Origin of the sequence: Bradyrhizobium sp. HKCCYLS20291 (assembly GCF_051167715.1) — a bacterium.
Lineage (GTDB): Bacteria > Pseudomonadota > Alphaproteobacteria > Rhizobiales > Xanthobacteraceae > Bradyrhizobium.
In genome coordinates this window covers 1-16,111 of record NZ_JBNPTO010000004.1, presented here as the reverse complement: position 1 = coordinate 16,111, position 16,111 = coordinate 1, and the positions used below count along the sequence as shown (strand labels likewise).

General features: G+C 65.1%; 11 protein-coding genes and 1 tRNA gene. 5 read left to right on the top strand and 7 right to left on the bottom strand.

The features are described 5' to 3' along the window. Window positions 1–90 precede the first annotated feature (90 nt). Window positions 91–234, top strand: coding sequence for a hypothetical protein (locus ACQR07_RS10920; RefSeq protein WP_434902313.1), 144 nt, complete (start codon window positions 91–93; stop codon window positions 232–234). Between the two features lie 858 nt (window positions 235–1,092). Here the strand turns inward: ACQR07_RS10920 and ACQR07_RS10915 are convergent. The 3 genes from ACQR07_RS10915 to ACQR07_RS10905 form a co-directional block, all read right to left on the bottom strand. Next, window positions 1,093–3,900 (bottom strand): di-heme-cytochrome C peroxidase, encoded by a 2,808-nt coding sequence (locus ACQR07_RS10915; RefSeq protein WP_434902312.1) that lies wholly within the window; start codon window positions 3,898–3,900, stop codon window positions 1,093–1,095. 151 nt (window positions 3,901–4,051) lie between these two features. Further along, window positions 4,052–5,845, bottom strand: a complete 1,794-nt coding sequence (locus ACQR07_RS10910) for an adenylate/guanylate cyclase domain-containing protein (protein ID WP_434902311.1) — start codon at window positions 5,843–5,845, stop codon at window positions 4,052–4,054. Between the two features lie 114 nt (window positions 5,846–5,959). Then, window positions 5,960–7,705, bottom strand: coding sequence for an adenylate/guanylate cyclase domain-containing protein (locus ACQR07_RS10905; RefSeq protein WP_434902310.1), 1,746 nt, complete (start codon window positions 7,703–7,705; stop codon window positions 5,960–5,962). Between the two features lie 164 nt (window positions 7,706–7,869). Between ACQR07_RS10905 and ACQR07_RS10900 the strand changes: the two genes are divergently transcribed. Continuing rightward, window positions 7,870–8,514: a LysE family translocator gene (locus ACQR07_RS10900; RefSeq protein ID WP_434902309.1), complete on the top strand. Its 645-nt coding sequence runs from the start codon at window positions 7,870–7,872 to the stop codon at window positions 8,512–8,514. Here ACQR07_RS10900 and ACQR07_RS10895 read toward each other — a convergent pair whose 3' ends face one another. Beyond that, complete coding sequence (locus tag ACQR07_RS10895) at window positions 8,515–9,267, bottom strand: sulfite exporter TauE/SafE family protein (RefSeq protein WP_434902308.1); 753 nt, start codon at window positions 9,265–9,267, stop codon at window positions 8,515–8,517. It lies immediately after the preceding gene. 86 nt (window positions 9,268–9,353) lie between these two features. Between ACQR07_RS10895 and ACQR07_RS10890 the strand changes: the two genes are divergently transcribed. Continuing rightward, window positions 9,354–10,244, top strand: coding sequence for a LysR substrate-binding domain-containing protein (locus tag ACQR07_RS10890; protein ID WP_434902307.1), 891 nt, complete (start codon window positions 9,354–9,356; stop codon window positions 10,242–10,244). 5 nt (window positions 10,245–10,249) lie between these two features. On the opposite strand, the gene ACQR07_RS10885 is transcribed toward ACQR07_RS10890, so the two are convergent. From ACQR07_RS10885 to ACQR07_RS10875, 3 genes are all read right to left on the bottom strand, one after another. Next, window positions 10,250–12,220 (bottom strand): methyl-accepting chemotaxis protein, encoded by a 1,971-nt coding sequence (locus tag ACQR07_RS10885; protein WP_434902306.1) that lies wholly within the window; start codon window positions 12,218–12,220, stop codon window positions 10,250–10,252. A 156-nt stretch (window positions 12,221–12,376) separates the two neighbouring features. Next, window positions 12,377–13,165 carry a histidinol-phosphatase gene (gene hisN / locus ACQR07_RS10880; RefSeq protein WP_434902663.1) on the bottom strand — a complete coding sequence of 263 codons (789 nt, stop codon included), beginning with the start codon at window positions 13,163–13,165 and terminating at the stop codon, window positions 12,377–12,379. Between the two features lie 472 nt (window positions 13,166–13,637). Then, window positions 13,638–14,522, bottom strand: a complete 885-nt coding sequence (locus ACQR07_RS10875) for an N-formylglutamate amidohydrolase (protein WP_434902305.1) — start codon at window positions 14,520–14,522, stop codon at window positions 13,638–13,640. Window positions 14,523–14,886: 364 nt separating this feature from the next. Between ACQR07_RS10875 and cpdR the strand changes: the two genes are divergently transcribed. Then, the gene (gene cpdR, locus ACQR07_RS10870; protein ID WP_006610087.1) at window positions 14,887–15,246 is read left to right on the top strand and encodes a cell cycle two-component system response regulator CpdR; all 360 of its coding nucleotides are present in this window, start codon (window positions 14,887–14,889) and stop codon (window positions 15,244–15,246) included. A gap of 119 nt (window positions 15,247–15,365) precedes the next feature. Next, window positions 15,366–15,440, top strand: a tRNA-Val gene (locus ACQR07_RS10865). Window positions 15,441–16,111: the final 671 nt, after the last annotated feature.

Genomic DNA, 16,111 nt, shown 5'->3' with positions numbered 1-16,111 from the left:
TCACCAAGCGCGGCGCTTTCCAATTTCTGAAACTTTGTCGTAATCAGCCGCGTCCCATGGTTCCGCCGGTTCAATCAGGAGGAGCCTCGAGTGATTACGTTAGCGACCAATCTGTCGGTGAGCAGCACCCGTGAGTCCGGATTCGTCTGGGTGGCCCTGTTCGGATTAGTGGGCCTGGTGGCCTCTCTCATGCTCGCTCAGCAGGGCGTGGACATCAGCCCGGCGATGTTCTGACCAGCCGGGGATCGGGCCTTCCCGCCATGCCTTCGAGAGGCGCGGCGGAGGCCCGTCCCCCTGAGTTGCCCCTTGCGGCAACACGCGGACGCATTGCTGATTTGCCCGTCGGCCACGCCTGGCGAGAGGCTGTCCAGCCCCCGCGCAAAAAATATTCCCATTTACGAATTTCGGAATTCGTGTAGTCTGCGCGTCGTCCGGCTTCCGCGAGGAGGGGCGTATCGCGGTCGTCACGAACGTCGGAGGCTGGATGCGGTGGGCGCGACGGGTCGCAGCGTGATGAATCATGCCGACGAACGATCCGGTGCGCACGGCGAAATCGCGTGGTCCTGGCGCCCCGATGCTGGCGTCAAGCCTGCTGCGCTCTCTTCACGAAGCGCGCGGGTGACGGTGGCTAAAAGCCGGTACACCGGGGAGAGCGCGTATAAGCCGTAACGCCATCGCGCAGGGAGGGCCGGGTCGTCCGGCTGACCTGTGGTTCCTGCCGCCTGCATTTTTTTCGCAGGCGGGCCACGGGCCTCAGTCGAGGTCCGGCCTTCCCTGCGCCCTCCCGTTAGTTTCGAGGGCGATCGGCGACAAAGCTCGGACCTCCCAGGCCGCGAGAGCGCGATCGCATGTTTGTTTGGCCGCTTTGTTCGTTGCTCAGGGGATGAACTTGGCGAGCCGACGCTGGACGGTGCCGTCCAACGCGCGTGTCGCTGACGAGGTCGTGCATGGTGCTCGTGTCTAAGAACCACAAGCAGTGCGCTCCCCTCCCCGCAAGAGGGGGAGGGGAGGCCACCGGCTTCGCGGCCGAGATCTCGATCTCACAGCGACGACGGCGAGTCCTTACTGAGAAAGACCCGCCGCCTCGCATTCTCACAGCGTCTTCAGGTACTCGATCAGGTCCCAGCGGTCCTGCTCGGAGAAGGCGCCGCCGATGATGCCGTTCGGGTAGTCCTTGTTGGGCTTGGCGGGACCTTCGAACGAATGACCGAGCGTGCTGTTGCCCTTGATCGGCTTGCCGCTGGAATCCTTGGTCCTGAACAGCGTCTGGCCGACCTTGCAATCGCTCTCGCCGCCAGGAGCGACGGCGAAGCCGACCTGCTTCGGATCGTAGTCGCGGGCGCCCTGGCAGAACGAGGTCGGCCGCTCGGCGGCTGGCGTGAGCAGCCAGTACAGCGAGGGCACCGAGCCGTTGTGCAGATAGGGCGCGGTGGCCCAGACGCCGTTGAGCGGGCGGGCGCGATAGCTCTTGCCGGCGGGGTTGGGACAGTTCTTGCGGTCGCCCCAGAGCGCGGTCCGCTCGGCTTCGGACAGATTGCGGTCCTCCATCCACTTGTCGCCGGTCTTCTGCACGACCGTCATCAATGCCAGCGCGTAGGGCATCTCGGTGGTCGACCCCTGCGGCAGGCCGCAGCCCTTGAGGTCTTCGGCGGGGTCGACCTCGAGGAAGCCGGCCACGGTGACCTTGCGGGTGGCGAGAATGCTGGCCTGGCCAGGATCGGTCTGCATCGCCTCGACCGGTTTCTGCACGAGATCGAGCAGCGGGCCCTTGGCATTCCAGCCCTTGCTCTCCCAATCCTCGGCCGGCTTGATCTTCCAGAAGCTCTTGTCCGGATAGGTCTTGTCGAACACCGGATCGGCGACCGGGCCGAGATGGCATTCGACGCAGATGGCGGCGTAGAGCTTGCGGCCGCGCTCGATGCGCGCGGCATCGAGCTTCCACGCATCGTCGTCGGCGAACAGCTTCTCCGGCCATTTCGGCGACGTCAGGCCGCCGAAGGCGGGCGTCGTCGTCGCGAACGGATCCGGGCCGCGCAGCATGTCCTCGATGTGCAGCAGGTTCTCGATCGCGATCGACGAGCGCCACAGTCTGTCGCTGGCCGGCTCGGGCGAGACGTTGAGCAGTGCGGAGACGCCGAGCGCCTCGCCGGCGTTGCGGATCAGGGGCTGCGCGATCGAGCCGTCATACTGCGCCCACGAGAACCAGGGCACGGTCCAGATCGGCGGATAGGACACCGGCGCATCGATGGCCTCCTGGTTGCCGAGCATGTTCGGCAGCCCGCTCACGGCCATGTCGAGGTAGAACACCTGATTGCCGATGCGGTTGAGCGCGTCGAGCCGGCCGAAGCCTTCTTCCGTCTCGGTCTGGCCCTTGGCCGCGATCGTGTTCTTGTAGTTGTTGGCCTGCATGTTGAGCGCGAAAGCGGTCGCGGCCTTCAGCCCCTTCTTCAGCGTCTCGCGATCGGCATCGGAGGCATTCGGCCCGAGCACGCGGTCCGCAAAGCGGCTGAAGCGGCCGGGCACGTATTGCGTGAAGATCATCGCAAAGCCCATGGCCTCTTCCAGCTTGCGCAGGTCGACCATGCCGGGGCCGCCGTCGAAGCGGACGCTGACACCCTTGTAGTGAATGCTGCCGGCGTGACAGGCCGCACAGGTCAGGCCGATCTTGTCGGATTGCGCGGCGCCGGTGCCGGGATCGGTCACGCCGGAGAGTTTTGCGAAGCCGACCGGCAGGCCGCCTTCATTGCCGGCCGGCGTCGGCTTCAGTCCGGCGGGCAACGCCGGGGCGATGGCCGTCTTGGCCGTCGTATTGGCCGCATAGCCGAATGGACGGAGTGCACTGGGGTCGCCATCGACGCTCTTGGGGCTCGGAATGAAACCGAAGCGTTCAAGATAGGCGGTGTCGGAGATCAGACCGGGCGTACCGAACAGCGACAGATAAGGCTGCTCCATCGCCATGAACCAATTGTAGGGAATCGGAAACGTCGCCGTGCCCTGCGTCACGTGATGGAACCAGTGCCGGTCCTTGGTGGTCCAGCCCTGGTCAAGCCAGTACGCCGCCTTGGTCGGCTCGACCGCGGGCAGGGCGGGTGGGATGAACGCAGCGGCCTTCGCGGGCAGGATCTTGCTGAGCCTGTCACTGACCGGGTCGGGCGCAACCATCCAGGCCAGCAACAAGGCGACCGCTGCGACGATCGCGCCGCCAACCAGCGCCTTGCCGATGCGAACGATGAGGTTGGCGGGCTTCGGCTTCACCATCAGCCGCGTCATGATCCGCTGCGGGAAGCGGCGCTCGACGAACAGGGTGCGAACCTCGGCCACCGAGAGATAGCGGCCGTCGCCGTCACCCTTGCCGAAAATCTTCAGCAGGACCGGCCACTCGCCCTCCATCAGCTTTGGATAGTACCAGCGCGCCTCGTCACCGGCGCGCGTCATATTGGCCGCCATGAAGGCGTCGATCTGCCTGGCGTTCAGGCCCCGCTCGGTGCCGCCATTGGGATCGGGATAGTCGGAGCCGAAGCCCGCCAGCCGCTCGATTTCCTCGGGATGCACCTTGGCTTCCGCATCGAGGATGCGCGAGCCGGCGCCATGCTTGTCGAGCGGCCCGTTGCGCAACTGGTCGAGATCGGCCCCCGAGACCAGGCTCTTCAGCAGCCGCAGCGGGGACAGGCCGTTGGCCATCAGCGCGACGCCGAAGCTCTGGAACCCGACCACCTGCTTCTTGAATCCGGTTTCGCCGCTCGCAGCCTCGATCCGGCCGGCGATCGTCTTCAGCGGAACGCTGTGGCCGTCGACGAGGCCGCCGGCCACCAGGGCACGCAGGAACGGGCAGGGATTGTCGGACGAGACCGGGATCTGTCCCGGCAGGGCGTCACGGACGCGGGCGCTGTCTTCTTGCATGGAAAAACATCCTTGGAATGCAGCGAGTCATGAAAAACGAACGAGAGAAACCAGATCGCCTCAGGCCGGCGCTAAGGCGCAGGCCGAGCAAGTGCTATCCGAACACGACAATACAACCGTAGACGAGAAGTACCCCTGTCCGGTGTCAACCTCAAGTCGCCGTGCCGAATTTGGCCCTCGGTTCGACCAGCGTCAGCTTCGTCGGGGGAATGCCGGCCTTGCCAAGCCCGTCGCGATAATGCGCGACGTCGGCCGGATTGCTCCAACGCAGATTGCTGATCAGCCGCTCGACCGTCATCCACGGATAGACGCGCAGCAGGGCGGCAACGGCGTCGGCGGCTTCCGCAGTGCGGCCAAGCTGGGCCAGGGCGGCGGCCTGGATGGACAGGCACTGCAAATGGTTCGGGTTCTGGTAGTGCGATTCCCGCGCCCAGGACAGCGACGCGTCGTACTGCCCGAGCAGGTAATGGCTGAAGGCGCTCAGCACCGACCATTGATAACGCGGATCGCTGTTGCCGCGCTGGGCGGCGATCGAGAACAGGTCGATTGCCTCGCGATGACTGCCCTTGACGAAATGACAGACGCCGAGCACGCCGCGGGCGCCCATGTCGTAGGAATTGAGCCGCAGCGCCTTCTCGGCGGCCTCCATTCCGGCTTCGACCTGTCCCTGCATCGCGTGGACGTAGGCCAGCAGCGAATAGGAGAACGACGCGCGCGGGTCGAGACGGACGCCGGCCTCTGCGAGCGTCATCGCCTCGTCCCACAACAGGCTCGTGTTCCTGATCCAGCCGAAATGAATGCCTTGCAGCAGGATGGTGCCGAGATAGGTATGGGCAATCGCCAGGCCCGGATCGAGCGCGATGGCTTCCCGGAACAGCGTAATCGAGGTCTCGTAGTCGGCCTTGGTCGGCCGGTAGTAGTGCGAAAGCCCGCGCAGAAAGCGGTCCCAGGCGGTCAGGTCGGTATTCACGAAGCGCACAGGCACCGAGGCTTCCGCGCGGTAGATCTCGGGAATGAGGGCCGTGCAGAGATTGGCGGTGATGTCGTCCTGAACGGCGAACAGATCGCCGATATCGCGGTCGTAGCGGCCGACCCACAGCTGCTCGCCGCTTTCCGGGGTCACCAGTTCCGCGGTCACCCTGACCTTGTTGCCGGAGCGCCGGACCGATCCCTGGATCAGGTAGCTCGCATCGATTTCCCGGGCGATCAGCCGGCCGCTCAGCCCGGCATTCTTGAACACAAAGGTCGAGTTCCGGCTCAGCACCCGGAAGAACGATTGCAGCGAGAGTGCATGGATCAGGTCCTCGGCCAGCCCATCCGAGAAATAGTCGTCGCTCTCGTCGCTGAGGTTGACGAACGGGAGCACGCCGACGATCGCAGTGCGATACTGCCCCGGCAGCCCCGCAGCCGAGCGCGGCTCACGGCCCTTGTCGGCCCCGGGCGACCAGGTCCAGACGTGAATGGTTTCCTCGATGTTCTTGAAGCGGAACGGGCCGCCGTTCACGAAAGCGACCTTCAGGTGCTTGTTGGCTTCGAGGTAGGCTTTCTCGGACACTGCGATTCCGCCGGGCTGAGCCGCCGCCTCGAGACGAACCGCGGTATTGACGCCGTCACCGAACACTTCGCCTTCGTCAAAGATGACGTCGCCCATGTTGACGCCGACGCGGAACTCCATGACGCGGTCAGCCGGCAGATGGGAGTTGCGCTCCGCCATCAGCAGCTGCATCTCGATGGCGGATTCGATCGCTCCGACCACGCTCGGGAACTCAATCAGAAACCCGTCGCCCGTGCTTTTCACCACACGGCCGCCGTGATTGAGGATGATCGGGTGAATGGCGCTGCGATGGGCCTTGAAGGCGGCATGGGTGCCCGCTTCGTCGGCGCCCATCATCCGCGCGTAACCGGCCACATCTGCACAGACAATGGCGGCCAGCCGTCTCTCCATCGTTATCTTGCTCCCGGATTGGGCGATACCACGGCAGTCCTACTGAAATCCATGTTTTTGGGTCAAGAATGCGCGGGACATATGGCCGCGCAATGGCTCAGCTTGCAATTAGACCTATTTCAAGCCTGCTTTGAGCAGCCCGTCGCGATAATGGGCGACGTCCTCGGGGCGCCTCCAACGGATATTCTTCACATGGCGGTCGAGCGTCAGCCAGGGATATTGCTCGATCAGGTCGGCGACGGCCGCCTGCGCCAGGGTTTTTTCGCCCAATTGCGCCAGCGTCGCGGCGCGGATCGTCAGCGCCTGCAGGTGATTTGGATAGAGGAACAGCTCCTCGCGCGCCCAGGACAGCGCTGGGGCATATTGGCCGAGCAGATAATGGCTATAGGCATTCAGCGCCGGCCATTGATAGCGGGGATCGCTGTTGCCGCGTTGCGCCGCGATCGAGAACAGCTCGATCGCCTTCTGATGCTCTCCCGCCACGAGATGGCAAAGACCGAGCACCCCGCGCGCGCCCATGTCATAGGCATTGAGCTCGGTCGCCTTGCGCGCCGCTTTCATGCCGTCGTCATGGGCGCCCTCCATGGCGTGGACGAACGCAAGAATCGAATAGGCAAAGGACGACCGCGGATCGAGCCTCACACTGGCCAGCGCCAGCCCCAGCGCCTCGCTCCACAATTCGCGCGAGCCCTTGATCCAACCGAAGCTGATGCCCTGCATCAGGATCGTTGCCAGATAGGCGTGGGCAATTCCGAGCGCCGGATCGAGCGCGATGGCTTCACGGAACAGGGCGATCGAACTCTCATAGTCGGCCTTGGTGGAACGGTAATAGTGCGACAGGCCGCGCAGGAACCGGTCCCAGGCCGTTGCGTCGGTCGTCTGCGAGCGCAGCGGCACCGACGCCTCGGCGCGGTAGATCTCGGGCATCAGAGCGGCGCAGAGACTCGTGGTGATCTCGTCCTGCATCGCGAACAGATCGCTGATGTGACGGTCATAGCGGCCGGCCCAGAGCTGCGCGCCGGTTTCCGGGGCGATCAATTCCGCGGTCACTCGGATCTTGGCATCGGACCGACGGAGGGTGCCTTGGATCAGGTAGGTGGCGTCGATCTCGCGCGCGATCAGGCGGGGGCTGAGGCCGAGGCCTCGGAAGGCGAACGTCGAGGTCCGGCTGAGAACGCGGAAGAAGGATTGCAGCGACAGCGCGTGGATGAGGTCGTCGGCCACGCCATCGGCGAGATATTCGTCGGCGCTGTCGGCAAGGTTCACGAACGGCAGCACGCCGACCACCGCGGTCCGATAATTGGGCAGCCCGGCGCCGCTCCTCGGCTCAAGGACCTCCTTGAGCTCACCAGGGGCGTTCCAACTCCACACCTGCATCGGCTCGTCGATGTTCTTGAAGCGGAACACGCCGGCATCGACGAGGCTCACGGACAGATGCCGGCCGGCTTCCTGCTGGGCCTTTGCGGAGACCGCGATTCCTCCCGGCGTCGCGACCGATTCGAGACGAACGGCGATGTTGACGCCGTCACCGAACACCTCACCCTCGTCGATGATCACGTCGCCCATGTGGATGCCGACGCGGAAGCGCATGTTGCGGTCGGCCGGCAGATGGGCGTTGCGGTCGGCCATCAGCTGCTGCATCTCGATCCCGAACTGGATCGCGCTGACGATGCTCGCGAACTCGAGAAGGAAGCCGTCGCCGGTGTGTTTGACGATGCGCCCGGCGTGGTTGAGGATGAGGGGATGGATGGCGGCGCGATGGGCCTTGAAGGCGGCGTGGGTGCCGGCCTCGTCGATCCCCATCATGCGCGAATAGCCGGCGACATCAGCGCAAACGATGGCGGCCAGGCGTCTATCCATCACGTCTTGCTCCCGCCTCCGCGCATACCACGCCGCAGGCGGCCAAATCCAATTTTTTTCCGGCGCCCAGGTGTGTACCGTGAACCTCGCCTGCACGCAGAGGATCGAGCGGCGTATCCCACCGCCCGTATCATTAGAGCCGAACTGTTAGGAAACGTTCAACCATGCTTGGAATTCACGATCCGCTGCTGTTCCTGGTGTCCGGCCTGCTGCTGAACATGACGCCTGGGCCGGACACGGCCTATATCGTCGGCCGGAGCGCCCAGATGGGGTGGCGTGGCGGCGCAGCAGCCGCGCTCGGCATCAGCACGGGTTGTCTCGTTCATGTGCTGGCGAGCGCGGTCGGGCTGTCGGCGCTGCTGATGGCATCGGCGACGGCGTTCTCCGCCGTGAAATGGGCGGGTGCCGCCTATCTCGTGTATCTCGGGATCACGCAATTGTTTGCGCGCGCGCAGCCCGCGGCTGCCCAGCCGGACGCCGACACGGCTGTCAGGCAGGCTTCGCTGCGTCAGGTGTTCTGGCAGGGCGCGCTCACCAACGTTCTGAATCCGAAGGTCGCGATGTTTTTCCTGGCCTTCATCCCGCAATTCGTCGCGGCCGACGCGCCCCACAAGGCGCTCGCTTTCCTGCTGCTCGGCATAGTCTTCATCGTCAACTCTACGTTGTGGTGTCTCGGCGTCGCGGCAGTGGCCGCGCGGACGGCGCGGCGCGTGAGAGGCTCGTCCGCCGCGCTGCTCTGGATCAATCGCGTGATCGGCGGCCTGTTCGTCTATCTGGGTGTTCGGATCGCCATGCTGGAGGCGCGGTGATCACCACATCAGCTCGATCGCGGCGCTTCCGGCCAGATAGAGGCCGAGCAGGATCATCGCGATCAGGAACACGCGGCGGAAGGCCGCGGCGGGCAGCCGTGCCCGCGCCGCCTGGCCCACAAACATGCCGAGAAACGCGCAGGCCATCGCGACGGCGCCGGGCAGGGCGATCGCCGTGCTGAGCAGGCCGGCATTCGTGAGGTTGAAGGCAAGGGTGACGGTCGCCACCGTGAAGAAGACGCCGAGCGCCTGCACGAGCTCGTCCTTTTCGAGCCCGATCGCCTGCATGTAGGGCAGTGACGGCACCACCTGCACGCCGGTCGCCGCGGAGATCAGGCCGGTCACCAGGCCGACGATGCCGCCGACCCACTTCTCGTGCCGGCGCGCCACCGTGAAGGCCAGCCGGGTGAGGCCGAGCACGGCATAGACCATCAGCAGCACGCCGAGCGCGATGTTGCCCCAGCGGGTCGATGCATGGCTGAGGGCGCCGGCATTGAGGCAGATGCCGATCGCCGTGCCGAGCATCAGCGGCCAGAGACGCTTGGCGATGTCGCGCAGGTAGGGGCCGGCGAAGGTCTGCCAGATGTTGGTGATGACGGCAGGCAGGATCACGATCGCCAGCGCCCGGCCGGGCGGCATGGCGATCGCGAGCAGGCCGACCGAGATGGTCGGCAGGCCCAGCCCGAGCGCGCCCTTGACGAAGCCGGCAAGGGTCAGCGCGAAGGCGATGAAGATGAGGAGCGGATCGATCATGGCGATGACATTGACCAAACCGGGCCGGCGGCACAATGTGGAGCTTCCGGAGCGAGCCTTCGCGTTTGCCTGAGGCAGAAGCCGACATGCGGTTCGATCTCGTCGATCTGAAGCTGCTCATCGCCGTCGCCGAAGCGCACAGCATTACCGCCGGCGCGGAGCGGGCTCATCTGGCGCTCGCGTCCGCCAGCGCCCGGATCAAGGGGCTGGAACAGACGTTTGGCGTTGAACTGTTCAAGCGCGGGCGCCGCGGCGTCGTGCTGACGGCGGCCGGCGAAAGCCTGCTCGACCATGCCCGCATCATCATCGCCAATGTCGAGATCATGCAGGGCGATCTCGCGACCTTCGCCTCCGGTCTGCGGGCGAACGTGCAGCTGCTCGCCAACACGGTCGGCCTTGCCGAGCATCTGCCGCAGGCGCTGGCTGCGTTCCTCCGTGAGCATCCCGACATCAATGTCGACGTGGAGGAGCGAGAGAGCACCGACATCGCGGAGGCCGTCGCGTCGGGGCGCGCCGATCTCGGCTTCGCGGCGGAGCACGCGCTGCCCGACACGCTCGAGCGCTTCGCGTTCGGCGAGGACCGGCTCATCCTCGTCGCCGGCCGCCGCGGTCCCTTCGCAGGCCGCCGGCAGGTCGACTTCGCCGAGACCGCTGGGCAGGACTTCATCGGGCTGACGCAGGGGACTGCCCTCAACGTCCACATCGGCAAGCATGCCGCGCGGCTCGGCATTCGCCAGCACGTGCGCGCCCGCCTGCGCGACTTCGACGCCATCTGCCAGATGGTCGCCGCAGGTGTCGGGATCGCCATCGTGCCGGAGGCGGCCGCACGGCGCTGCGCGCGATTGATGCCGATCGGCCTGATTGCACTGCGCGACGCCTGGGCCAGCCGCAGGCTCGTGATCTGCGCGCGCAGCTTCAAGGCGCTGCCCCGTCCTGCGAAACTGCTGGTCGATCATCTGCGCAGGGCGGCCTCGTGATGAACCTAGGCTGCGCGGACCGTCTCGAGGAAGCGGCCGACCTCGAGCTTGAGGCGATTGCTCTCCTCCGACAGCGACTGGGCCGCCGACAGCACCTGAGCGGACGCCGAACCGGTTTCGGTGGCGCCGTGCTGGACCTCGACGATGTTGTCGGAGACGCGCTGAGTGCCCTGCGCCGTGTGTTGCACATTGCGGGAGATGTCCTGGGTGGCGGCACCCTGCTCCTCGATCGCAGCCGCGATGGTCGAGCTAATCTGCGACAGCCGCTCGATGGTTCCCGAGACCTCGCGAATGTTGTCGACGGATTCGGCAGTGGCTGACTGGATACTCGCGATCTGCTGGCCGATCTCGCCGGTCGCCTTGGCGGTCTGCTCGGCCAGCGCCTTGACCTCCGAGGCGACGACGGCAAAGCCGCGGCCGGCGTCACCGGCGCGGGCGGCCTCGATGGTGGCGTTCAGCGCGAGCAGGTTGGTCTGGCCGGCGATGGTGTTGATCAGCTCGACGACGTCGCCGATCCGCGTCGCCGCCTTCGACAGCTCGCTGACGCGTTCATTGGTGCGGCGCGCCTGTCCGACCGCCTCGCCGGCGATGCGCGCCGATTCCTGCACCTGGCGGCTGATCTCGTTGACGGAGGCCGAGAGCTCCTCGGTCGCCGAGGCGACGGACTGCACGCCCGCCGCAGCCTCTTCGGAGGCGGACGCAACCGTGGTGGCGAGCGACTGGCCGTGCTGGGCATTTCGCGTCAGGGTCGTCGCGGAGGCTTCGAGCTCCGTCGAGGCGGAGGAGACCGTCTCGATGATCTCTCCAACCGCGGTTTCGAAGCCGTCGGCGAGGGCCGCCATGTCCGCCTTGCGCTGCTGAAGCTGCCGCTGCTCGACCTCGGCCTGCTCGGCACGCAGCCGCTCGGCCTCGATCATGTTGGTCTTGAACACTTCCACGGCGCCGGCCATCTCGCCGATCTCATCGCGGCGGCCAAGTCCCGGAATCCGGATGGAGGAGTCTCCGCCCGCCAAACGTGTCATGGCCTGCACCATGCTGCGGATCGCGTTGGAAATGCCGCGGCCGATCAGGAACGATGCGCCGCCAACCAGCAGCAGCGAGATGCCGAGCGTCACCAGCATGCCCTGCTTGACGGTGTTGCTGGTCTCGGCCGCTGCAGTCTGAGCCATCGAATATTGCCGTCCAACGGTCTTGCCGATCTCGGCGATGACCGGCTCGATCTCGGCGAAGGCCTTGGACATCGCCGCGCTGTGCCGCGCGGCCTCCTGGGATCCGTCGGCCCAGGACAGGAAGTCCTTCTGATATTTCTCGAGCTTCTGACCGATGTCGGCTTTGAGGGAAGGCGCAAGGTCTGCGCCGGCGATGGCTTTGCCGAACTCGGCGGCGGCTGCCTTGAGCTCGGCGACGTATTTCGGATCACGCCGCAGCATGAAGTCCTTCTCGTGCCGGCGCAGCGTCAGCATCCCGCTCGTCAGCCGGGGATCGTTGACCTCCTTCAGCTTGGCCTCGATGTCGTGGACGGCAGAGCGCAGCGAGCCGGACAGGCCGAGCGTCTCGTTCAGGCCGAGGCGGTTTTCGGCCTGTTCGGTGGCGCTGAACTCGGTGCTGTAGGCCGCAAACCCCTTGGCGACCGTATCGATGCGATCGCCGATCGCGGCTTGGTCGAACGTCCGGCTCATGCTCCTGAGCTCGTCGAGCTCGCGTTTGATGCCGGTGCTCAATTCAGCGTGCCGGGCCGCGTATTTCTGATCGCGCCGCAGCAGAAAATCCTTTTCCGCGCGTCGGGCTTCGAGCAGGTCGGTCAGCAGCTTCTGATTGAGATCAGACGCGGCGCGGGCCGTGTCGGCGAGCTGGCGCGAAGTCTCCTGCGACCGGTTACCCAACAGATAGATCGCACCGAACGCCGCCAGTGCGGATACTCCGATCAGCGCGATGGCCATGATCTTGTGAGTGAGTCGGAAGCTGATTTGACTCATCGAGCGCGCCCTCCAGAAAGACATGCAGCGACGAGAATGCTACGCGTTCTCGTCAAATTGCCTGTAATCTAGTCAGGCGCGGTCAACCCGCCGTTAACAATGTATCCTGTGGTGCTTTTACCGTAATTCTACTGGCGCCAGAACTTCCCTTGAACATCATCCTCCCGCAGCCAACAGCTTCAGCGCCGCCTCGTGCACGCGCTTGTCACCGGCGGCGATGATCCGTCCGCCGTTCTGCGCCGGGCCGCCGTTCCAGTCGGTGACGACACCGCCGGCGCCGTTGATGATCGGGATCAGCGCCGCGATGTCGTAAGGCTTGAGCTCGGTCTCGATCACGAGATCGAGGTGACCCGCCGCGAGCATGCAATAGGAGTAGCAGTCGCCGCCATAGCGCGACAGCCGGACCTCGGATTCGGCGCGGGCGAAGGCGGCCCGGTCGGTCTCGTTCATCAACAGCGGCGACGTGGTGTAGCAGACGGCGTCCTGCAGCCGCTCGCAGCGGCGCACCGACAGCCGGCGCTCGCCGGCCGAATTCCTGTAATTTGCGAAGCCGTTGTCGCCGGAGAAGCGCTCGCCGATGAACGGCTGATGCATCATGCCGAACACCGGCATGCCCTTGTGCAGCAGCGCGATCAGCGTGCCCCAGATCGGGAACCCGGCGATGAAGGATTTGGTGCCGTCGATCGGGTCGAGCACCCAGACGTAATCGGCGTCCTCGCGCTCGTTGCCGAACTCCTCGCCGACGATGCCGTGCTGCGGGAAGTTCGCCTTGATCAGGCGGCGCATCACGGCCTCGGCGGCGCGATCGGCCTCGGTCACCGGGTCGAAATCATGCCGGCTGCTCTTGTTGTCGACCGACAGCGAGGTGCGGAAGAACGGCAGGATGGTTTCGCCCGAGGCGGTCGCGAGGCGACCGATAAAGGCTGAGAAGTCGATGACCGTCACAACGCGTCCTTCGGTGAGGGAATCGGATGGCAAAGCCATTCATGCGTATCGCAAAGCGGTCTGGCGTGCATCCGGATATGGAACGGCCGCTTGGGATCTTGGATAGCGTTTCGTCACCGCCGAGCAGGACGACGGGTCCTGCGACGCGCAATCATTCGAAAGTGAAAGCGAAACCAGGTGGTCCGATCCATCAATCAGACTTTTTGATCAACCCATTGGCAGTCATGATGGATTTCGATCGGACACGCGCTGTGTGCAACCCGGCCTATGCTTTTTTGCATGGGATTCGACGGAAAAACTCTTGCGCTTTGTGCAGCGCGGCCGCATATTGTTGCGGTGCGGTAGCGCTTCGCGTTATCGCTGCCCTCCTTGGGCGTTTCCTCCCTAGACTTGGGCCGCTTGTCATTCAAGCGGCCCTTTTTTTTGCGCGTCTTGCGCCGCGGCCCCTCCGACAACAGAGCGCAAGAAACCTCTATTCGGCGGCGGCCTGGAACGGGCCGAGGTCGCCGAGCGGCACGGTTGCCAGCACCTCGGCGAGCACGGTGAGATCGGACGCGACCTGGGTGAAGCGCGGCCCGCGCTCGCGCCGGCGCTCGTCCATGTAGATGGCGCGGTTGAGCTCGATCTGGATCGCATGCAGTCCGCTGGCCGGATTGCCGTAATGCTCGGTGATGAAGCCGCCGGCATAGGGTTTGTTGCGGCCGACCGAATAGCCGAGACGGCCAAGCACGTCCTCGAACAGGTTCGGCAGCAGCGCCGCGCAGCTCGTGCCGTAGCGGTCGCCGATCACCATGTCGGGCCGCCGCGGCTCGTCGCGGGACACGCCGACCGACGGCATCGAGTGGCAATCGACCAGGATGACGGTGCCGAACTGCTGGTGCACCCGGTTGATCAGCCGGCGCAACGCGCGGTGATACGGCTTGTACAGCGTCTCGATGCGGTGCAGGGCGTCGTCGACCACGAGCCGGTCGCGATAGATCTCCTGGCCGTCGCCGACCACGCGCGGGATGGTGCCGAGGCCGCCGGCGACGCGCATCGACCGGGTGTTGGCGAAGCTCGGCAGCCGGCCGGTGAACATCCGCGGATCGAGCTCATAGGGCTCGCGGTTGACGTCGACATAGCAGCGCGGGAAATTCACCCGCACGGTCGGAAAGCCGCGTGTCAGCAGGTCGGCGATCAATTCGTCCATGAACGAATCTTCCGACCGCCGCAGCGTCGGCAGATCGATTCGCGACGCCCTGAGGAAATCGTCGGGATAGACCGAGCCCGAGTGCGGCGAATTGAAGATGATGGGGGCGCGCCATTCGGCCGGCTCCATGATCTCGAACGGCGGCAACTCGCCTTCAAAGTCCGTCATCTCTGGGCGCCGTTTCCTTGGGTGTTTCCTTGGGGTACGTCCGTTGATGCGCCGGTATCCTCCGGCCGTGGAGCGCTGGACAACGCAGGCACTGCTTGTTCGCCAAGGTTTCGCCAAGTCGTTCGCCAAGCTGCATCTTCGATAATCCCGGTCGTTCTGCCAAGCGAAAAGCAATGAAAAAGTTCAACCGCGGTTTGGAACAACTCTGAGCAGCCGTGATCGTTCGGGCGGAGAGTGCACGCTCGGCCCTCAAATTGCCTTGCCGATGTCGGATCAAAAGGCGCAATCTTTCACCCGAAATTTACCGCCCGTCAGGCTTAGTGGCGGCAACGCTCCGCCTCTCACCGGACCACGATCCCTCGCCATGCACAAAATCCTGCTCGCCGAAGACGACAACGACATGCGCCGCTTCCTGGTCAAGGCATTGGAAAATGCCGGGTTCCAGGTCTCGCCCCACGACAACGGCATGTCGGCCTACCAGCGGCTGCGCGAGGAGCCGTTCGAGATGCTCCTGACCGACATCGTGATGCCGGAGATGGACGGCATCGAGCTGGCGCGCCGCGCCTCCGAGCTCGACCCGGACATCAAGATCATGTTCATCACGGGCTTCGCCGCGGTCGCGCTCAACTCCGATTCGGAGGCGCCCAAGAACGCCAAGGTGCTGTCCAAGCCGGTGCACCTCCGCGAGCTCGTCAGCGAAGTCAACAAGATGCTGGCGGCCTGAGCCGCCGGGAACGGTGTCTGCGAAAACGCGGATTATTCCCAATTTCGGCATTTTGCGTCCTTGCCTGCCTGCGTGGGAGCCGATATAGGGACGCCCACCCGAATGGACTTTCTGGATTAGGGCACGTAGCTCAGCGGGAGAGCACTACCTTGACATGGTAGGGGTCACAGGTTCGATCCCTGTCGTGCCCACCATCGGCCGAAACGGCCGGTGACCCAGCCTCGTCCATTTCACGATCATCGAATCACGAGCATCGAAGGCCCGGTCGTTGGCGAGCGGATCGCCGTGCGCGGAGGCGGACGTGCGCCGGATGGGGCGGCGGCCGAAGCCGCGATGTCGGTTGGTGCCGTCGGCGGCACCGACGCGGCGGGCTCAAAGTCTTCGATCGGATGAATGAACATGGCTTCGCTGTCTCGCGGCGCGCTGTCGCGTCCGAGCTGTGCTGATCGACCGCCCTCTCTTGAGAAGAGGGCACGGGGAATGCCGGGCGCCGGCCGCACCCATGGCCCGCCTGCAGAAAAAAAGCAGGCGGCAGTCACCACAGGTTCAGCCGAGAACACCCGGCATTCCCCGCGCAATGGTTTTAACGGCTGCTTCGCGTTCTCCCCGGTGCGCCGGGCTTTCTGGCCACCGTTGCCCGCGCGGCGCGTGAGCGCCGGCACAGGCGTGACACCAGCGTCGGGGTGTCAGGACCACGCGACTTGACCGTGCGCATCGCCATCGTTCGTCGGCGCAGGATCACCCCACGCTGCGACGGCAACACGCCCACCGCATCCCGCCTCGACGTTCGTGACGACCGCGAAGCGCCCCTTGTGTGCGCCAGATCTGCCAGAATGCGCAAACGGGCGGTTCTCGCAAAACCGCC